This window comes from Citrobacter koseri ATCC BAA-895 (assembly GCF_000018045.1).
In the GTDB taxonomy this organism is placed as follows: domain Bacteria; phylum Pseudomonadota; class Gammaproteobacteria; order Enterobacterales; family Enterobacteriaceae; genus Citrobacter_B; species Citrobacter_B koseri.
In genome coordinates this window covers 1142889-1162699 of the sequence record NC_009792.1, presented here as the reverse complement: position 1 = coordinate 1162699, position 19811 = coordinate 1142889, and the positions used below count along the sequence as shown (strand labels likewise).

18 protein-coding genes and 1 pseudogene are annotated in these 19811 nt (G+C 54.3%); 9 read left to right on the top strand and 10 right to left on the bottom strand.

Annotation, left to right across the window (positions count from 1 at the left end; all coding sequences use genetic code 11):
• Position 1: 1 nt before the first annotated feature.
• Positions 2 to 1972 carry a TonB-dependent receptor plug domain-containing protein gene (locus tag CKO_RS05190; protein ID WP_012132095.1) on the top strand — a complete coding sequence of 657 codons (1971 nt, stop codon included), beginning with the start codon at positions 2 to 4 and terminating at the stop codon, positions 1970 to 1972.
• Positions 1973 to 2027: 55 nt separating this feature from the next.
• Here CKO_RS05190 and CKO_RS05185 read toward each other — a convergent pair whose 3' ends face one another.
• A complete protein-coding gene (locus tag CKO_RS05185; protein WP_012132094.1) occupies positions 2028 to 4142 on the bottom strand; it encodes a TonB-dependent siderophore receptor in 2115 nt (704 codons plus the stop codon).
• A 276-nt stretch (positions 4143 to 4418) separates the two neighbouring features.
• The gene (locus tag CKO_RS05180; protein WP_012132092.1) at positions 4419 to 4673 is read right to left on the bottom strand and encodes a GlsB/YeaQ/YmgE family stress response membrane protein; all 255 of its coding nucleotides are present in this window, start codon (positions 4671 to 4673) and stop codon (positions 4419 to 4421) included.
• Positions 4674 to 4876: 203 nt separating this feature from the next.
• Here CKO_RS05180 and ycgR point away from each other — a divergent pair, with 203 nt between their 5' ends.
• Positions 4877 to 5611 (top strand): flagellar brake protein YcgR, encoded by a 735-nt coding sequence (gene ycgR / locus CKO_RS05175; RefSeq protein WP_012132091.1) that lies wholly within the window; start codon positions 4877 to 4879, stop codon positions 5609 to 5611.
• A gap of 12 nt (positions 5612 to 5623) precedes the next feature.
• Here the strand turns inward: ycgR and emtA are convergent, their stop codons facing one another.
• Complete coding sequence (gene emtA / locus CKO_RS05170) at positions 5624 to 6235, bottom strand: membrane-bound lytic murein transglycosylase EmtA (protein ID WP_012132090.1); 612 nt, start codon at positions 6233 to 6235, stop codon at positions 5624 to 5626.
• A gap of 100 nt (positions 6236 to 6335) precedes the next feature.
• Between emtA and ldcA the strand changes: the two genes are divergently transcribed.
• Together ldcA and CKO_RS05160 are read left to right on the top strand one after the other, a co-directional pair.
• On the top strand, positions 6336 to 7250 hold the full coding sequence (ldcA, locus tag CKO_RS05165) for a muramoyltetrapeptide carboxypeptidase (protein ID WP_012132089.1): 915 nt from the start codon (positions 6336 to 6338) through the stop codon (positions 7248 to 7250).
• A gap of 96 nt (positions 7251 to 7346) precedes the next feature.
• Positions 7347 to 9080, top strand: a complete 1734-nt coding sequence (locus tag CKO_RS05160) for a potassium/proton antiporter (protein ID WP_024130274.1) — start codon at positions 7347 to 7349, stop codon at positions 9078 to 9080.
• Here CKO_RS05160 and CKO_RS23785 read toward each other — a convergent pair.
• From CKO_RS23785 to CKO_RS05150, 3 genes and pseudogenes are all read right to left on the bottom strand, one after another.
• Positions 9021 to 9158 (bottom strand): annotated as a pseudogene (locus tag CKO_RS23785) (hypothetical protein); the annotation flags it as partial. The gene CKO_RS05160 and the pseudogene CKO_RS23785 sit on opposite strands and share 60 nt — an antisense overlap.
• A 27-nt stretch (positions 9159 to 9185) precedes the next feature.
• A complete protein-coding gene (gene dadX / locus CKO_RS05155; RefSeq protein ID WP_012132086.1) occupies positions 9186 to 10256 on the bottom strand; it encodes a catabolic alanine racemase DadX in 1071 nt (356 codons plus the stop codon).
• 12 nt (positions 10257 to 10268) lie between these two features.
• Entirely contained in the window at positions 10269 to 11567 is a 1299-nt protein-coding gene (locus tag CKO_RS05150) for a D-amino acid dehydrogenase (protein ID WP_012132085.1), read from the bottom strand.
• A 322-nt stretch (positions 11568 to 11889) separates the two neighbouring features.
• Between CKO_RS05150 and CKO_RS05145 the strand changes: the two genes are divergently transcribed.
• A complete protein-coding gene (locus CKO_RS05145) occupies positions 11890 to 13422 on the top strand; it encodes a SpoVR family protein (protein WP_024130273.1) in 1533 nt (510 codons plus the stop codon).
• A gap of 351 nt (positions 13423 to 13773) precedes the next feature.
• Here the strand turns inward: CKO_RS05145 and fadR are convergent, their stop codons facing one another.
• Positions 13774 to 14493, bottom strand: a complete 720-nt coding sequence (fadR, locus tag CKO_RS05140; protein WP_024130272.1) for a fatty acid metabolism transcriptional regulator FadR — start codon at positions 14491 to 14493, stop codon at positions 13774 to 13776.
• 222 nt (positions 14494 to 14715) lie between these two features.
• Between fadR and nhaB the strand changes: the two genes are divergently transcribed.
• From nhaB to CKO_RS05125, 3 genes are all read left to right on the top strand, one after another.
• On the top strand, positions 14716 to 16260 hold the full coding sequence (gene nhaB, locus CKO_RS05135) for a Na(+)/H(+) antiporter NhaB (RefSeq protein WP_012132080.1): 1545 nt from the start codon (positions 14716 to 14718) through the stop codon (positions 16258 to 16260).
• Between the two features lie 141 nt (positions 16261 to 16401).
• Positions 16402 to 16932 carry a disulfide bond formation protein DsbB gene (gene dsbB / locus CKO_RS05130; protein ID WP_024130271.1) on the top strand — a complete coding sequence of 177 codons (531 nt, stop codon included), beginning with the start codon at positions 16402 to 16404 and terminating at the stop codon, positions 16930 to 16932.
• A 109-nt stretch (positions 16933 to 17041) separates the two neighbouring features.
• Positions 17042 to 17383 (top strand): TehB family protein, encoded by a 342-nt coding sequence (locus CKO_RS05125; RefSeq protein WP_012132078.1) that lies wholly within the window; start codon positions 17042 to 17044, stop codon positions 17381 to 17383.
• Between the two features lie 26 nt (positions 17384 to 17409).
• On the opposite strand, the gene CKO_RS05120 is transcribed toward CKO_RS05125, so the two are convergent.
• The 3 genes from CKO_RS05120 to CKO_RS05110 form a co-directional block, all read right to left on the bottom strand.
• Entirely contained in the window at positions 17410 to 17856 is a 447-nt protein-coding gene (locus CKO_RS05120) for a YcgN family cysteine cluster protein (protein ID WP_047464034.1), read from the bottom strand.
• A gap of 92 nt (positions 17857 to 17948) precedes the next feature.
• Entirely contained in the window at positions 17949 to 18608 is a 660-nt protein-coding gene (locus CKO_RS05115) for a fumarylacetoacetate hydrolase family protein (protein WP_012132076.1), read from the bottom strand.
• A 70-nt stretch (positions 18609 to 18678) separates the two neighbouring features.
• Positions 18679 to 18972 (bottom strand): YcgL domain-containing protein, encoded by a 294-nt coding sequence (locus CKO_RS05110; RefSeq protein WP_024130270.1) that lies wholly within the window; start codon positions 18970 to 18972, stop codon positions 18679 to 18681.
• Positions 18973 to 19097: 125 nt separating this feature from the next.
• Here CKO_RS05110 and minC point away from each other — a divergent pair, with 125 nt between their 5' ends.
• The gene (minC, locus tag CKO_RS05105; protein WP_024130269.1) at positions 19098 to 19805 is read left to right on the top strand and encodes a septum site-determining protein MinC; all 708 of its coding nucleotides are present in this window, start codon (positions 19098 to 19100) and stop codon (positions 19803 to 19805) included.
• The last annotated feature ends 6 nt before the right edge of the window (positions 19806 to 19811 follow it).

Here is a 19811-nt window from a genome sequence, read left to right as displayed (position 1 = left end):
AATGAAATTCACTCAGAGTTGTCTTTACACGGCATTATCGGTAGCTTTTGCGCATAATGCGTTTGCTGGGCAAGAAAGCGACACCATGACCGTCTGGTCGAGCCCCGCCTCTGCGGCGACCACCACGGTGCTTGGTCAACAAACCATGCAGGATCTGGATAAGCAGAATGTGGCGCAGGCATTAAGCGTCATCCCCGGCGTGGCGTTGCAAAAATCAGGCAACCGCAACGAACAGCAGGTCAAAGTTCGCGGTTTTGACAGCCGCCAGGTTCCGATCTTTTTCGACGGCGTGCCGGTTTACATCCCTTACGACGGCAACCTCGACTTAGGGCGCTTCCTCACCTCGGACATTGCCTCCGTTGAGGTGTCCAAAGGCTACTCATCGCTGTTGCAAGGCCCTAACCAGATGGGCGGCGCGATCAACATCACCACCAAAAAACCGACAAAACCTCTCGAAGGGAGCATCGGTTATCGCCAGGGATGGAGCCGGAGCAAAGATAACGCCCACGATATGCACGCCTCGTTTGGCGCCAGTAATGAGCTGGGTTATCTGCAAGTCAGCGGTAGCCAGTTGAAGCAGGATTTCCTGGGTCTGCCGCACGGGGTGGACAACGCCATTGCAGGCAGCAACGGGAAGATGATCAACTCGTCGGCAGATGATAAACGGGGCATTGTTAAGTTGGGCTTCACGCCGCGCGAAAATGACGAGTACACCCTGACCTATATCAACCAGGACGGTGAAAAAGACAACCCGCCATACGCAGGCACCAGCAGCCAGAAGTCGCGCTACTGGCAGTGGCCGCAATACGATAAAGAGAGTTATTACTATCAGGGCACCACGCATCTGGGCGATCGCTTTACGCTGAAAAGCCGGCTTTATCGCGACACCTTTGAAAACACGCTGATGATGTACAACTCCCTTGCCGACCTGAAAAACAAGAAAGGCAGCTATAGCCACTATTCTGATTACAGCGATGGCGCAGGGTTACAACTCGCCGCCGAAATGCGTGAAAACGATCTGCTCTCGTTCGCCGTTAACTGGAAAGATGACGTCCACCGTGAAAAAGGCGCGCCGCATGCGGCATACGATCGCTATGAAGACCGTACCTGGTCGTTAGCCAGCGAATACCAGTGGGCCGCAGCCGATAATGTGGATGTCGTGGCCGGTATTAGCTATGACTGGCGTGACAGTCTGGAAGGGATGAAACACGAAAAAGACGGCAGCGTAACCCACTACGACGACAACAACCAGTCGGCGTTTAACTGGCAGGTCATGACCAAATACCACTTCGCAAACGAGGACACGCTGGCGCTCTCTTACTCTGACCGGACGCGTTTCCCGACGCTCAAAGAGCGGTATACCACGTCGAAACCGGCGTATAACCAGGTGGCTATCGTCAACCCGCAGTTAAAACCCGAACGCGCCCGCAGCGTGGATCTGACCTGGAACGGTTCGCTGACCCGCGACTGGGGATTCGAGGTCAGCGTGTACTATAACCGTGTGACCGACGCAATCCTGTCGCACAACATTGATGCCGATACGATCCAGAACCGCAATAGCGGCCGGGTGGATTACACCGGTCTGGATGCCGGAATCAAAGGCAATGTGTCTGAAATGCTGGATGTCGGGCTGAGCTATGGGCTGATCCACGCGGACGTCAAGCGTGATGAAATCGGTGAAATCACCGATTTGCCAACGCAGACGCTCACCGCATGGATGACGCTCAAGCCGTGGGAACCGCTGAGTGTTACGCTGTCAGAAGAAGCGCGTTCCTCCAGCTACAGCAATTCAGACGGTTCACAGAAAGCGGGCGGATTTGCCATTACCCATATCCGCGCGGATTATGCGGTGGGCTACGGTTTTAGCGTCAACGCGTCCGTGAACAACCTGTTCGATACGAAGTATGCCTACAGCGAAGGGTTTATCGAGGAAGGCCGTAATTTCTGGGCCGGGGTGGAATATAAGTTCTGATTGTTCCGCCGAATGAAAACGAACCCGGCCTGCGCAATTGCAGGCCGGGTTGCTATCAGAAGCTGTAGCTGGCGCCAACCTGAACGGTGCGGTCGCGACCAATCCAGCAGTTGTTGTCGTCGTAACAGCTAAACGTCTCTTTGTTGGTAATATTCTGCGCACTGGCCTTCAGCGTCACCCCGCTCAACGATGGGATCGCCTCTCCCAGACGGTAAGAGACGGCCATATCATACTGCGTCGTGCCGCCGAGTTTGCCTTTGTCGTTAGCTGGCGAGATCTCCATCGGCCCGGTATAACGGACGCCCGCGCCAACGTTCAGCCCGCGCAGCGGCGTATTATCAAAGGTGTAATCGCCCCACAGGTTAAACGCGTTTTCCGGCACCTGAGTCGGACGTTTGCCTTCATACGTTTCATCTTCCGTGTTGATCGCATGGGTATAGGCATAGTTGGCGATCAGCGTGACGTTATCCGCCGGACGGCTGACAATCGACAGTTCGGCCCCTTTTGACTCAATCTCGCCGGTCTGGCGGTAATCCCAGGTTGGCGTGGCGGAAAGCACATTTTTCTGGCGGATATTAAACACCGATGCGGTAAAGGTGGTCGCGTATTCCGCCAGCAGGTATTTCACCCCGCCCTCAACCTGCTTGCTGGTGGTCGGCTTCACCTCTTTCGAGGTCAGTGTCCCTTGCGGCGAGATCGGCTTAAAGCCTTCGGAATAACTGATAAATGGAGAGATCCCATTTTCAAACGCATATAACGCACCGAAACGTTTGGTGACGCGATCCTGTGAAATCCAGGTTTTATCGCCGTTTTGCAGATAGTCGGTCGTGGCGGAACGATAGTCATCGTAACGCACGCTCGCCAGCAGGTTCAGGCCGCCAAACGCAATCTGATCCTGAAGATAATAACCATTCTGCTGATAAGAGAGACGGTTATTCTGCGCAGTACTCAGCCCTAAATCGTCGGTATGAATCTGACGATAGTTCGGGTGGCGCATGTCGATCCCCGGCGTGCTGCTGGCATAGCGGTAGAAGTAATGGCTGTCGAGCTTCTGGTAATCGAAGCCTGCCAGCAGATGGTGTTGCCAGTCGCCTGACACTACCGTTTTCGTAACCTGGTTGTCGATGTTAAAACTTTTCAGGTCTTCATCGGTCGTGTAGGCAAACCGGTTCAACTCCCAGACCGGATTCCCCGTATTTCCGGTGGAGTAGACGCTGCGCTGGTGGGTATCCACATCAAAGTAGCGCGCTTTCTGATTGAAGCCCCAGCCGCTGTCAAACTGGTGTTCAAAGCTGTAACCCAGCATCCATTGACGCTGCTTAAAGCCGCTCCACTCATCTCCGGCAAAATCACGGCGCCCCGCATACTCTGAACGCAGATAAGAAATGGGCAGCGGGTTGGAAGGCGACAGCGACGGTGTATTCTGCGCCAGCGCATCAATCGTCAGACGCGTTTTGTTGTCCGGTTGCCAGGTAACGGACGGGGCAACCAGATAGTTTTCATAGCGGGAGGTATGCGGTTGATCATCCCCTTCCGTCGCTTTGCCGAGTAAACGGTAGTTCCAGTCGCTGTCGCTGATTTGCCCGGTTGAATCCAGATAACCCTCTTTCAGATTACGGGTGCCGGTGTTGAAGCCCACTTCCGTTTTCTGTTCCGCCTGCGGTTTTTTACTCTGGATGTTTACCAGTCCACCCGGCGAGCCATTGCCGTACAGCACCGAGGCCGGGCCTTTCAGAATATCCACGCTTTCAATCAGCAGCGGATCAATACGCGCTTTGGTATTCCCGGTCACGTTGTACGGCAGTTGCAGGCCGTTGTAATACTCCTGATCCACCGTAAAACCGCGAATCTTATATTCACTCATATAGGAGGTATTACCGCGAACTTCCGTTGACACGCCCGGCGCGTAGCGCAGAATTTCATTCACCGAGTTGGCGTGGCGTTGCTCAATCTCCTGCCTGTCGATGGTGTTGATCACCTGCGGCGTTTTGCTTTCCGGCACGGCGGATTTGGTGGCGCTGTTGGTCCAGGCCGGAAGAAGGCTCTCCTGCCCGGCGGCGGTGACCACAATGGTCGACTCTTTTGCCTCTTCAGCATAAGACGGGACAGTCAGGGCTAAGGTGATACATCCAGAGAGCGCGCGTAATGTGAAACGATGAGTTGTTTTCATGAGCAAATTATTATATGTGAAATGGAATGACAATTATTCTCATTTTTATTCACAAATCAAGCCAGCTTTCGCCGTTAATCCGGCCAGGCGTTGCTCAGGAATACAGATTGTTCTGACGTCTGTTGAATCCCCGTAAACGTGCCGGGAAGACGCCTCCCCTGACACGTTCACGACTGATAATGCGCCAGAGCGATAATGGGCATCAAGTGAACGGAAAACACGCCAGGGTAGCATGTCGCCGATTTACGCCCTCATCCCCACATCCGCTCTGTTCATTTAATTGCGCCGCAGAAGGCGAAAAACGCCGAGCACAACAATCGCCCCGACGACGGCCACCAGGAAACTGTGAAGATTGAACCCGCTGATGCTGCCGCCGATACCAAACATGGTTGCCAGCCAGCCGCCGACAACCGCACCAACGATACCGAGAATACAGGTCAGTATAAAACCACCGCCATCGCGACCCGGCATAATCAGCTTAGCGATAACACCTGCAATCAGACCAAAAATAATCCAGGCAATAATTCCCATATTCAGGCCCTCTTTCCAGTGAAAGCATGCGCAAGACGTTCTTGCGCCAGTCCCTTAAGTATAGGCAAATCAACCGGCCATGCTTTTCATCCTGCGACGTTATGCGCTGGCGTTGATAAAAATTTCACCCATTTGTCTTAAGTTCCGTCATGCCATGCCGATAACCAAACGATAATCTGTCAGGCATCCAGGAGTCATTACGCGTGAGTCACTACAGTGAGCAGTTCCTGAAGCAAAACCCGTTGGCGGTATTAGGCGTACTCAAAGATTTAAACAAGAGCCAGGCGCCGCTACGCATCTCCTGGGCCGGGGGGCAGTTCATCAGTAAGATTCTGGACGTTAACGCGGAAAAACTGGTGATGGATTTCGGCAGCCAGGACTATGAAAACATCGCCGTTCAGCGCGCCAGACAGATAACCATTACCGCAGAAACGCAGGGCGCGAAAGTGGAGTTCACGCTGGATCAGCTCACCAGTGGCGAATACCGGCAGCTTCCGGCATTTATTACCGCGCTGCCGCCCGAGCTGTGGTTCGTTCAGCGCCGGGAGTATTTCCGTATTTCCGCGCCTTTACATCCCCCCTACTACTGCCAGGCGAAAATGCCGGACGACAACACGCTACGTTTTCGCTTGTTCGATCTCTCGCTGGGCGGCATGGGCGCATTGCTGGAAGCGACAAAACCCGCCGGATTAACCGAAGGCATGCGCTTTTCGCAAATTGAGCTGAACATGGGGCAATGGGGCGTTTTCCACTTTGACGCCCAGCTTATTTCCATCAGCGAACGCAGAGTGATTGACGGTAAAAATGAGACGATTACCACTCCCCGCCTGAGCTTTCGTTTTCTCAACGTCAGCCCGGCGGTGGAGCGGGAATTACAGCGGATTATTTTCTCTCTTGAACGGGAAGCGCGGGAAAAATCCAATAAGGTGCGTGAATAACCCCCGTGCGGGTTACATCGCATCCAGCGCTTGCTGGAGTTTCCAGATATAACGCGGCGCCTGTGGCGCAGGATGATTTTTGGCAACGTGCTCGAAAAACTCATCCGCGCTCAGATCGTTGATTTTCTCAATCGCTTTTTTGCGATCGGAAGAGAACGTGCGCAGCAGCGCGCCCGCGCCATTGGCATAAGAGACCACCAGCGCGTACTGCATCACCTGCGGATCGTTAATACCGGCCAGCGACCCGTGTTCCAGAATACTCAGGTACGCCGTCCCCATCGAGATATTCCGCTCCGGGTTTTTCAGTTCGCTGGTCGACGGTTCGCCGCTCCAGCCCATATGACGATAAACATCGCGCCCGGACGTCGAGGCCTTCAGTTGCATTAACCCAACCGCCCCGGATTTACTGACCACCGTCGGATTACCGCCCGATTCAATCGCGATGATCGCGGTAATCAGACGCGGGCTGACGCCCCAGGCTTCCCCGGCTTTTTCACTTATCGGCATCCACTGCATTGCCCGTTTAACCGGGACTTCGGCGTTCCAGGGCGGATTCTTGTAATCCTGCTTTGAACTACAGCCCGCCAGCAATACAACCAAAAAAGCAAACCATCTCAATTTCACGTCATCTATCCTTATAGCCGGAATTCGCCGCTGCGAGTGACAACGACATGCTCAATCGGCATGATATACATTTGGTTTTAGATGTCAGCAAGGAATTGCCATGTCCCTGTTTCACTTAATCGCCCCATCGGGTTACTGCATCAATCAGCAAGCGGCTTTACGCGGCGTACAACGGCTGATCGAATCCGGCCACCAGGTGGATAACGCCGCCGTCATTGGCCGCCGTGACCAGCGTTTTGCCGGTTCAGACGCCGAGCGTCTGGCGGATGTTAACGGCCTCGCCCGCCTGATGACGCCCGATACCATTGTGATGCCGGTTCGCGGCGGTTACGGCGCCAGTCGTCTGCTGGAGAGCATTGACTGGCAGGCGCTCATCGCACGGCAGCAGGCGAACCCGCTGCTGATCTGCGGCCACAGCGATTTTACGGTGATTCAGTCCGCCCTGCTGGCGCTGGGCAAGGTGATAACGTTTAGCGGCCCCATGCTGGCGGCGAATTTCGGCGCGGAGGAGATGAACACCTTCACCGAGCGCCATTTCTGGCGGGCCTTGTGCAACGCGCAGTTCACGGTGGAGTGGCAAGGTAACGGCCCGACATGTGAGACGGGAGGCACGCTGTGGGGCGGCAATCTGGCCATGCTGGTCTCCCTTATCGGCACCCCGTGGATGCCCGCCATTGAAAATGGCGTACTGGTGCTGGAGGATATTAACGAGCATCCTTTCCGCGTTGAGCGAATGCTTCTGCAACTGTATCACGCGGGGATTCTGGCCCGGCAGAACGCGCTGATATTGGGCAGTTTCAGCGGTAGCGCGCCGAATGATTACGATGCCGGTTACGATCTTGACGCGGTTTACGCGTTTCTGCGTTCCCGTCTCTCCATCCCCGTCGTGACCGGTCTGGATTTCGGTCATGAGCAACGTACCGTTACGCTGCCGCTCGGCGCCCACGCGGTGCTAAAAAATGGCGAAAATGGCAGCCAACTCACACTCTCCGGCCATCCTGTCCTCAAATCATAAAAAAAGCCGTCGCCTGGGCTAAGTAAAACGCTGTTTCTGTCGTTATTATGTTAGGGTTTATTATTAGAAACAGCGTAATTCAGGAGTAACATAACGTTGGATGCCGCAGCCATTATTAGTCTTTTCATTTTAGGTTCAGTCCTCGTAACCTGTAGTATCTTATTAAGTTCATTCTCATCTCGTCTTGGCATCCCTATTCTGGTTATCTTTCTCGCGATTGGCATGCTCGCGGGTGTTGATGGCGTTGGCGGTATCCCGTTTGACAATTATCCTTTCGCGTACATGGTGAGTAACCTCGCGCTGGCAATTATTCTGCTGGATGGCGGGATGCGTACCCAGGCCAGCTCCTTTCGCGTCGCCCTGGGCCCGGCGCTCTCGCTCGCGACGGTAGGGGTACTGATTACCTCCGGTCTCACCGGCATGATGGCCGCCTGGCTCTTTCATTTGGATCTCATTGAAGGGCTGCTGATTGGCGCCATCGTCGGTTCAACGGATGCGGCTGCCGTTTTTTCTCTGCTGGGCGGTAAAGGGCTTAACGAACGCGTCGGTTCGACGCTGGAAATCGAATCCGGGAGTAACGACCCGATGGCGGTTTTCCTGACCATCACACTGATAGAGATGATTCAGAAACATGAGACCGGCCTGAGCTGGCTTTTCGTGCTCGATATCATCCAGCAGTTTGGACTGGGGATCATGCTGGGGTTAGGCGGCGGATATCTGCTTCAGCAAATGATTAACCGGATTGCCTTGCCCACCGGGTTATATCCGCTGCTGGCGCTGAGCGGGGGAATTCTCGTTTTCGCCGTGACCACCGCGCTGGAAGGCAGCGGCATTCTGGCCGTTTACCTGTGTGGATTCCTGCTGGGCAACCGCCCTATCCGCAACCGGTTTGGCATCCTGCAAAACTTTGACGGCCTGGCCTGGCTGGCGCAAATCGCCATGTTCCTCGTGCTGGGACTGCTCGTTACGCCATCCGATCTGCTGCCTATCGCCGTTCCGGCGCTGGTGCTGTCGGTCTGGATGATTCTGGTGGCTCGCCCGCTCTCCGTTTTCGCGGGCCTGCTGCCGTTTCGGGGCTTTAATCTGCGTGAGCGGATCTTCATCAGTTGGGTGGGGCTGCGTGGCGCCGTGCCTATCATCCTGGCGGTTTTCCCGATGATGGCCGGGCTGGAGAATGCCCGACTGTTTTTTAATGTCGCATTCTTTGTGGTGCTGATATCGCTGCTGTTCCAGGGAACGTCCCTGACCTGGGCGGCCAAAAAAGCCAAAGTGGTGGTGCCTCCCGTCGGCTGGCCGGTTTCGCGTATCGGGCTGGATATTCACCCGGAAAACCCCTGGGAGCAGTTTGTCTACCAGTTGAGTGAAGATAAGTGGTGCGTCGGCGCCGCGCTGCGCGATCTGCACATGCCGCAGGAGACCCGCATCGCCGCCCTGTTTCGCGACAACGTGCTGTTCCACCCGACCGGAAGCACCCGTTTACGCGAAGGCGACGTTCTGTGCGTTATTGGACGTGAACGCGACCTTCCGGCGCTGGGCAAACTGTTCAGCCAGTCGCCGCCGGTCGCGCTGGATCAGCGCTTTTTCGGCGATTTTATTCTCGAAGCCAATGCGAAGTTTGCTGACGTCGCCCTGATTTACGGTCTGGACGAAGGAACGGAATATCGCGATAAACAGCAGACGCTGGGGGAAATCGTACAGCAGTTGCTGGGTGCCGCGCCGGTTGTGGGCGACCAGGTGGAGTTTGCCGGCATGATCTGGACGGTCGCAGAGAAAGAAGACAACGCCGTGCGTAAGGTCGGGGTTCGCGTCGCGGGGGATGAAATGGAATAATGGAAACGCTGCCGGATAGCGGCGTTGACACGCCTTATCCGGCCTACACTCTGTCTTCTGTAGGCCGGATAAGCACAGGCGCCATCCTACGGCGCCACAAAAAAGTTACGCCGTCACAACCGGAACACGCGGCGCCAGCGCGCACATCAGTTCATACCCCACCGTTCCCGCCGCAGAGGCGACATCATCAATCTTGATCTCTTTCCCCCACAGTTCCACAGACGTACCGATACCCGCCTGCGGGCACGGCGTCAGGTCCACCGCCAGCATATCCATCGACACGGTGCCAACCGTTCCGGTACGCACACCGTCCACCAGCACTGGCGTGCCGTTTGGCGCATGACGGGGATAACCATCCGCGTAGCCCGCCGCCACAATCCCGATGCGCTGCTCCTGGGTCGCGGTATAGCGTCCGCCATACCCGACCCGATCGCCCGCTTTCAGCGTCTGTACGCCAATAATCTGGCTGCTCAGGGTCATAACCGGTTTCAGCCCGGTATTGGCGATATCCCGCCACTGCCCTGACGGCGATGCGCCATACAGAATAATTCCGGGGCGCACCCAGTCAAAATGGGCTTCAGGATGCCACAGCGTAGCCGCTGAATTCGACAGCGAGCGACGGCATTCAAGCCCTTCCGTCGCATGGGCGATTTTCGTCATCGCCTGGTCGATCCCTTCCGGGTGCTCAGCATCGGCAAAGTGCGACATTAACGTCATTTCGCCCACATTCGGCAGCGCCCGCAGTTGCTGCCAGACGGTCTGTACCCGCTCGGGTAAAAAACCCAGCCGGTTCATGCCGCTATTCACTTTGAGATAAACATCCAGCGGCGCGTTCAGGCGCGCGTTTTGCAACACTTTGAGCTGCCAGTTGCTGTGTATGCAGGTCGTCAGACGGTATGTGTCATATATGGCCAGCTCGTCGGCATGGAAGAACCCTTCCAGCATTAAGATCGGCCCTTTCCATCCCCGCTCTCGTAGCGTAATCGCCTCTTCGAGATTGAGCATGGCAAAGCCGTCGGTCGCCCCCAACGCCGTCCAGATACGCTCGATACCATGTCCGTAGGCATTGGCTTTCACCACCGACCAGACGCGAGCGTCCGGGGCGGCCTGGCGCACAATGCCAAGATTTTGTTTCATCGCCTGCAGGTCAAGGCTGGCCAGTATAGGGCGGGTCATCTCGCTTCCTTATTAGTTATGCGCGCCATGAAGATGCCGGGGTCGTGACGGCGTAAAGCCAGGACTGTACCGCGCTACGCTCAGGTCGTCATAAGGAATAGCAGGTGTACGACCTGAAAGAATATCGCTCAATAATTGCCCTGAACCGCAGGCCATTGTCCAGCCCAGCGTCCCATGCCCGGTGTTCAGCCACAGGTTTTTGAAGCGCGTCCGTCCGATCACTGGCGTACCATCCGGGGTCATTGGCCGCAGCCCGGTCCAGAACGTGGCTTGTTCCACATGCCCTCCGCGCGGGAAGAGATCGCGTACGACCATCTCCAGCGTTTCACGACGCGGTTGTAATAATTCAGTGTTAAAGCCGACAATTTCCGCCATTCCCCCCACGCGAATGCGCTTATCAAAACGGGTAATGGCGATTTTGTAGGTTTCATCAAGGATAGTCGAAACTGGCGCGCCATCGTCCTGTGCGACCGGAATCGTCAGCGAATAACCTTTAAGCGGATAGACCGGAATATCGACGATCCCTTTGAGCATCGCCGTCGAGTAAGAGCCAAACGCCATCACGTAAGCATCGGCTTTGATGATGTCATCCCCGCACTTCACGCCGTAAATTTGTTCACCTTCGTACAGCAGTTTTTCCACCGGCGTGTTGAAGCGAAACGTCACGCCCGCCTGTTCCGCCATCTGCGCCAGGCGCTGAGTGAACAGCTGGCAATCTCCGGTTTCATCATTGGGTAGACGCAGGCCGCCGGTCAGTTTGTGCGCCACTTCCGCCAGCGCAGGTTCAACCTCCGCCAGACGGCTGGATTCCAGTAGCTGATACGGTACGCCGGCATCTTCCAGAACGGCGATATCGCGGGTGGCGTTCTCATACTGTTGCGCGGTACGGAATAACTGCAATGTTCCGCCCTGACGCCCTTCATACTGAATGCCGGTTGAGGCGCGCAGCGCTTTCAGGCAATCACGGCTGTACTCCGCCAGACGTACCATGCGCCCTTTGTTCTCCATGTAATGGCGGGTGTCGCAGTTACGCAACATTTGCCACATCCACTTCAACTGAAACTGCGTCCCGTCCAGGCGAACAGCCAGCGGCGCATGGCGCTGGAACATCCACTTGATGGCCTTCAGCGGCACACCCGGCGCCGCCCACGGCGCGGCATAGCCCGGAGAAATTTGTCCGGCGTTCGCCGCGCTGGTTTCCAGCGCCGGGCCAGGTTCACGATCGATGACGGTGACGTCATGCCCAGCCTGACACAGATACCAGGCGCTGGTTACGCCAACGACGCCACTTCCCAGTATGACAACTCGCATAGCCACTCCGTTAACAGTAAAAGAACAATCTTCTAATTACATCTTGATAACTCAGTTGAAAATATTATTCAACATATGGCTTTTTTATGGTGACGCACCTCACATCTGCCTCTGTTGTCAGGGATCTCTCTGCTTTGGCATCTCCTGCTGTGCGTCATTTTTATCCAGCATAAAATATCGCAGCCATGCCAGTTTCTGGCGTGCCGGCGCTGCGAAATCGCAAAGAAAAATTTTCTTCATCAGCACGTTTTTTAACACGGTGTTCTATGCTTGAAATGAGGTGCTCCAGACAGAGAGTGCCGCCAACAATGAGGGTGCGCGAATGGCTACGATTGATTCCATGAACAAGGACAGCACACGTTTGAGCGATGGACCCGACTGGACGTTTGATCTGCTGGATGTCTATCTGGCGGAGATTGACCGCGTCGCGAAACTCTACAAACTGGATACCTATCCGCACCAAATCGAGGTGATCACCTCTGAGCAGATGATGGATGCCTATTCCAGCGTCGGGATGCCGATCAACTATCCTCACTGGTCGTTTGGCAAAAAATTCATTGAAACCGAACGCCTGTATAAGCACGGTCAGCAAGGGCTGGCCTATGAAATCGTCATTAACTCCAACCCGTGTATCGCTTATCTGATGGAAGAGAACACCATTACTATGCAGGCGCTGGTGATGGCGCACGCGTGCTATGGGCATAACTCTTTCTTCAAGAATAACTACCTGTTCCGCAGTTGGACCGACGCCAGTTCGATTGTCGATTACCTGATCTTTGCCCGTAATTACATTACCGAATGCGAAGAACGCTATGGCGTGGACGAAGTTGAAAAGCTGCTGGATTCCTGCCATGCGCTGATGAACTATGGCGTCGATCGCTACAAACGCCCGCAAAAAATTTCATTGCAGGAGGAGAAAGCCCGGCAGAAAAGTCGCGAAGAGTATCTGCAAAGCCAGGTGAATATGCTGTGGCGTACTCTGCCGAAGAAAGAGGAAGAGAAAGCCGTCGCCGAAACGCGGCGTTACCCGTCTGAACCGCAGGAAAACCTGCTCTACTTTATGGAAAAGAACGCGCCGTTGCTGGAGTCATGGCAGCGCGAGATCCTGCGCATCGTGCGCAAGGTCAGCCAGTATTTCTATCCGCAAAAACAGACGCAGGTGATGAACGAAGGCTGGGCGACGTTCTGGCACTACACCATCCTGAATCATCTTTACGATGAAGGTAAAGTGACCGAGCGCTTTATGCTGGAGTTTTTACACAGCCACACCAATGTGGTGTTCCAGCCGCCGTACAACAGCCCGTGGTATAGCGGAATTAACCCTTATGCGCTTGGCTTCGCGATGTTCCAGGACATCAAACGCATTTGCCAGTCGCCAACGGAAGAAGACAAATACTGGTTCCCGGATATCGCCGGTTCAGACTGGCTGGAAACCCTGCATTTCGCGATGCGTGATTTTAAAGACGAGAGCTTTATCAGCCAGTTCCTGTCGCCGAAAGTGATGCGTGATTTCCGTTTCTTTACCGTGCTGGACGATGACCGGCACAACTATCTGGAAATTTCGGCCATTCACAATGAGGAAGGTTATCGCGAGATCCGTAATCGGCTTTCGTCACAGTACAACCTGAGCAATCTGGAGCCGAATATTCAGATCTGGAATGTGGATTTACGCGGCGATCGCTCTTTGACGCTACGCTATATTCCTCACAACCGCGCGCCGCTGGACAAGGGACGTAAAGAGGTGCTGAAACATGTGCATCGCCTGTGGGGGTTTGATGTCATGCTGGAGCAGCAGAATGAGGATGGCAGCGTTGAACTGCTGGAGCGGTGCCCGCCGAGAATGAACAGCCTGTAGTTTAATTGCCGGATGGCGGTGTAAACACCTTATCCGGCCTACAAACAGCACATCACCGTAGGCCGAATAAACAAAGCGCCATCCGGCGCAAACAAACAGCACACCACCGTAGGCCGGATAAGCGAAGCGCCATCCGGCACAAACAATCAGCACACCACCGCAGGCCGGATAAGCGAAGCGCCATCCGGCACAAACAATCAGCACACCACCGCAGACCGGATAAGCGAAGCGCCATCCGGCACAAACAAACAGCACATCACCGCAGGCCGGATAAGCGAAGCGCCATCCGGCGCGAACAAACAGCACACCACCGTAGGCCGGATAAGCGAAGCGCCATCCGGCGTATAACGATTAGCGGCCCTGAATGGCCAAATCGCCTGGCAAATTCTTCTGCATACGATGCCAAATCTCACCGCTGTCATGACCGTAACGGCGTACCGTTTCGTACACCTGGTCATGCGCGCCCTGTTCGCAAAGCGATGACAGCTTATGGTAGAAACCGAGCGCCAGGCTCCGGGCTTCCGGGTTGGCGAAATAGTGACGACCAATGCGGGTATACAGCCCTTTCATCCCGTTCAGGATCAGACCGTAAATCGGATTACCGGAGGCAAACGCCAGACCGCGGAAAATGTTGTAATCCAGCTCCGCGAACGCATCGGCGTAGTCGGCCACTTCATTCGCCGTCGCCAGTACCTCCTGCGCCTTATCAGGATGCTGACGAAACGCGGTGCGGATAAAAATCGTGGAGATATTGGTTCGCACCGACAGCAGATTATCAATCAGCTGCGGCACGCTTTCATGATCAAGACGCGCGAGCGTTTCAAGAATATTCAGCCCGGACGTTTCCCAGAAATTGTTCACCTTTGTCGGTTTGCCGTGTTGAATCGTCAACCAGCCGTCTCGCGCCAGGCGCTGCAATACTTCGCGTAACGTGGTGCGCGTCACTCCGATAAGTTCGGAGAGTTCACGTTCGGCAGGCAAAATAGTGCCAGGTGGGAAGCGGTTATTCCAGATACTTTCAATGATGTACTCTTCCGCGAAACCCGCCGGGCTCTGCGCCTTAATGACCATAGTGAGATTTCCATTACACAGCAAAACATAGTTACACTCATCATACCAGACGGGTTTCATGGCTGATAGCGGACAGGATGAAGAAAAAGGGGATCAAGGCTTCATTTTCTGGATAACGCCACGCCATCACGTTAAGGACTTGCCTGCTTTTACCCTGGCCGCTAAGCTTTGCGCCTAAACATAAAAACATGATTCTCACATTTACAGGTAAGGGAAACTGCCATGGAACTCTCCTGGGGTCGCGCATTCTGGCGCAACTTTCTGGGCCAGTCGCCTGACTGGTATAAACTTGCATTAATCGCTTTTTTAATTGCTAATCCACTGATTTTCTTCATCAACCCATTTGTAGCGGGCTGGCTGCTGGTCGCTGAATTTATTTTCACGCTGGCGATGGCGCTGAAGTGCTATCCCCTGCTGCCCGGCGGATTACTGGCGATTGAAGCGGTCATCATTGGGATGACCAGCGCAGCGCATGTGCGTGAAGAGGTTGCCGCCAACCTCGAAGTGCTGCTGCTGCTGATGTTCATGGTCGCAGGCATCTACTTTATGAAGCAGTTGCTGCTGTTCATTTTTACCCGCCTGCTGCTTAGCATTCGTTCCAAGATGCTGCTGTCGCTCGCATTTTGTATGGCTGCCGCCTTCCTGTCCGCTTTCCTTGATGCCCTGACCGTTGTCGCGGTGGTCATCAGCGTCGCGGTCGGCTTTTATGGCATTTATCATCGCGTCGCCTCTGCGCGCGGCGAAGAGAACGATCTCCAGGATGACGACCACCTCGACCAAAACAGTAAAGCGGTGCTGGAGCAGTTTCGCGGTTTCTTGCGCAGCCTGATGATGCACGCGGGCGTAGGCACCGCGCTGGGCGGCGTAATGACGATGGTTGGCGAACCGCAGAACCTGATTATCGCCAAAGCGGCGGGCTGGCATTTCGGCGATTTCTTCCTGCGCATGTCGCCGGTGACGGTTCCGGTGCTAATTTGCGGGCTGTTCACCTGCGTGCTGGTCGAGAAACTGCGCTGGTTTGGCTATGGTGAAACGCTGCCGGAGAAAGTGCGTCATATTTTGCAGGAGTTCGACGATCAAAGCCGTCAACGTCGTACACGCCAGGACAAACTCAATCTGTTTGTGCAGGCGATTATCGGCGTCTGGCTGGTGACGGCGCTGGCGCTGCATCTGGCGGAAGTGGGCTTGATTGGTCTGTCGGTCATTATTCTGGCCACGTCACTCACCGGCGTCACCGATGAACACGCGATTGGCAAAGCATTTACTGAGTCCTTGCCGTTTACCGCGCTGTTGACGGTTTTCTTCTCCATCGTGGCGGTCATTATCGATCAGCATCTTTTCGCCCCGATCATCCAGTTCGTTTTACAGGCTTCCGAACATGCGCAGTTAACGCTGTTCTACCTTTTCAATGGCCTGCTGTCGTCCATTTCCGATAACGTGTTCGTCGGGACGATTTACATCAATGAGGCCAAAGCGGCTATGGAAAGCGGCGCAATCAGCATGAAACAGTACGAACTGCTGGCAGTGGCGATCAACACCGGCACCAATTTGCCATCCGTGGCGACGCCAAACGGCCAGGCGGCATTTTTATTCCTGCTCACCTCTGCGCTGGCGCCGCTGATTCGTCTCTCTTATGGCCGTATGGTCTGGATGGCGTTGCCATACACGCTGGTGCTCACCCTCGTTGGTTTACTCTGCGTCGAGTTTACCCTCACCCCCATCACGGAGTGGATGACGCAATCTGGCTGGTTAGCTACATTCTCATAACATCAAACCGGGCAAATCACTGCCCGGTTTGACTTTTTGCATGATAATTATCCGATTATACTTTATTTCATTTCCCACTACTGGCGCATAAATTGAATTGGTTTACACTGCGGTGTCTACGCATGTTGCAGGGAAATAATTATGTTGCGATTTTTAAACCAGTGCTCACGGGGTCGGGGCGCGTGGTTACTGATGGCGTTAACTGCCTTTGCGCTCGAAATGGTAGCGCTGTGGTTCCAGCACGTCATGCTGCTCAAACCTTGCGTGCTATGTATTTACGAACGTAGCGCGTTATTCGGCGTGATGGGCGCGGGTCTGGTTGGCGCTGTCGCCCCTAAAACGCCGCTGCGTTATGTGGCGATAGCGATCTGGATTTACAGCGCCTGGCGCGGGTTGCAGTTGGCTTATGAACACACGATGATCCAGCTTCATCCTTCGCCGTTCATGACCTGTGATTTTGCTGCGCGCTTCCCGACGTGGCTGCCGCTGGATAAATGGCTGCCGCAGGTCTTCCTGGCTTCCGGCGACTGCGCCGAGCGTCAGTGGTCGTTTTTAACCCTGGAGATGCCGCAGTGGCTGTTGGGGATTTTTGCGGCGTATCTGGCGATCGCGATCCTGGTGTTGATTGCTCAACCGTTTAAGCCGAAAAGACGCGATCTCTTTAGTCGATAACAGAACGCTCCTTCGGGAGCGTTTTTTTTCGCCTGACGGCGTTGCTTCCGGGCATCTATAAGATGTATATTAAATACATCTTATAGATGCCCCCACAAGGAGACGCCTTATGTCCCATTTACGCATCCCGGCAAACTGGAAAATTAAACGTTCCACTCCCTTCTTCACCAAAGAGAATGTGCCAGCCGCACTGCTCTCCCACCATAACACCGCTGCGGGTGTCTTTGGGCAACTCTGCGTGATGGAAGGCACGGTCACTTACTACGGTTTCGCTAACGAAGATGCCAAAGAACCTGAACTCAAAGTGGTCATTAACGCCGGTCAGTTTGCGACCAGCCCGCCGCAATACTGGCACCGCATCGAATTAAGCGACGATGCGCAATTCAATATCAATTTCTGGGTTGAAGACGACAACCACAGCGATGAAATGTATCAGGCGAAAAAAGCGTAATTAACGCTTGCTGAACAATGGGCGGTTCAGTCCGCCCATGAAGGTTTGTTTAAGATGTGATCCTGCCAGTCCCGCACTTCAGATTCTTTCACCGCAATATGGCGCACGGAAATACGCTCGCCGTGCATCGCCGCTTTCGACCCGGTCAACAACGGATGCCAGCCCGGCAGCCCCTTTCCTTCCGCTAACAAGCGGTAGGCGCAGGTCATCGGCAACCATTCAAAGGTTGGCAGATTATCGCGGGTGAGTTTAATGCAGTCTGGCTCGTACTCGAACCGACGTTCATAGTTACGACACTGGCAGGTTTTGATATTCAACTGACGACACGCCACGTTGGTGAAATAGATTTCGTCGGTGTCTTCATCCATCAGTTTGTGCAGGCAACACTGGCCGCATCCATCACACAACGACTCCCACTCGGCATCGGTCATGTCATCCAGGGTTTTACTTTGCCAGAAAGGTATGTCGCTCATCAGGGTATCCGCCATTGCTGTAAAGCTGCACCTTATAACCAGTCTGGCACGCTGATGCAAGTTTTGCCGCCCGAAAAGGCGGCAAGCAGAGATTACAGGACGCGCGTCGTCAGCGTTTGACCGTTAAAACTGACTTCCAGCTCGTCGCCGCTTTGCAACGGGCCAACACCTTCCGGTGTGCCGGTCAGGATCACGTCTCCCGCTTTGAGCGTGAAGAAACGGCTCATGTAGGCGACGAGCGGCACGATGTGGTGGATCATCTCCGCCGTCGAGCCTTGCTGACGGATTTCGCCGTTCACTTTCAACCCGAGCGCAGTATTTTGCGGATCGCCATGAAATTCCGAAACCGGAATAAAACCTGACAGCGGGCAGGAATTATCAAACCCTTTTGCTTTTTCCCAGGGCTGACCGGCTTTTTTCATTTTGCCCTGAATATCCCGCAGCGTCAGATCGAGCGCCACGCCATAACCGGCAATCGCCTTGCGGACATGCTCTTCCGTCGCCTGGCGCAGAGTTGAGCCAATCAATATCGCCAGTTCGACTTCATGGTGAACGGCGCCCATGTCCGTTGGAATCGCCAGCGGCTGGCGCAGATCGCACAGCGCCGTTTCCGGTTTAATAAAAAGAACGGGTTCATCCGGCGTTGCGCTACCCATCTCCTTAATATGCTTTGCGTAGTTACTGCCTACACAAACCACTTTACTTACCGGGTAATCAAGCAGAGCACCTTGCCAGTTGTGATGTTGATACATTATTTTCCCCTAACGTAATCGTGGATTTCAGGAACTGCATCGACAGGGCGTTCGCATTGCCGGATACAGTTTAACTTTTAGCGTCTGGTTTATTTTCGCCCGGCGCAGAAAGATGTTGTTTGAGTAAATCTTCCGGCGGTGGCGGCAGTTGTAAATAATACCCCTGGTCGGTTAACGCTTGTTTTACTTTCTCCAGGTCGGCATTCACTAATTTCTTACGCCCATCCAACGGCAGAATCATTGCCAGCGTTGGCTGCCCGAATCCCTTCATCAGATCTTCAGGAACCCGTGAGAAATCGTCTTTTTTTTCGACGTATAAATAGGTCTGGTCGCGTTTGCTACTTCGATAGATCACACAAAACATACTTTTACTCTGAATTAACGGGATGGTGACTTGCCTCAATATAATACTGACTATAACATGCCTTCTAGTCTTCGGAATATCGCCCCGCATTGGGGATGATAAATAGCAAATTGAGTAAGGCCAGGATGTCAAACACGCCAATCGAGCTTAAAGGCAGTAGCTTCACCTTATCAGTGGTTCATTTGCACGAAGCTGAACCCAAGGTTATTCGTCAGGCGTTGGAAGACAAAATCGCTCAGGCACCTGCTTTTTTAAAACATGCTCCCGTGGTCATTAACGTCAGCGGCCTTGAAAGTCCAGTAAACTGGCCTGCGCTGCAAGAGGTGGTGACGTCTACCGGTCTGCGTATTATCGGCGTTAGCGGCTGCAAAGACGCGGCGCTAAAAGCGGAAATTGACGAGATGGGTCTTCCTTTACTGACTGAAGGTAAAGAGAAAGTCGCTCGTTCCGCCCCGGTTGAAGTCCCGGCACCGAGCGCGCCGCCGCAAAATGTTACCCCCATCACAAAAACGCGATTAATTGACGTACCGGTTCGTTCCGGTCAGCGCATTTATGCTCCACAATGTGATCTAATTGTTACAAGTCACGTCAGCGCTGGCGCAGAGTTAATCGCAGACGGTAATATCCACGTTTATGGCATGATGCGGGGTCGCGCGCTGGCAGGCGCCAGCGGCGATCGGGAAGCGCAAATTTTTTGTACCCATCTGACGGCAGAACTGGTGTCTATCGCAGGTGTTTATTGGCTGAGTGATAAAATCCCGGCAGAATTTTATGGCAAAGCGGCGCGTCTGCGGTTAGCAGATAACGCTTTGGCAGTTCAACCGTTGAATTGATCCCTT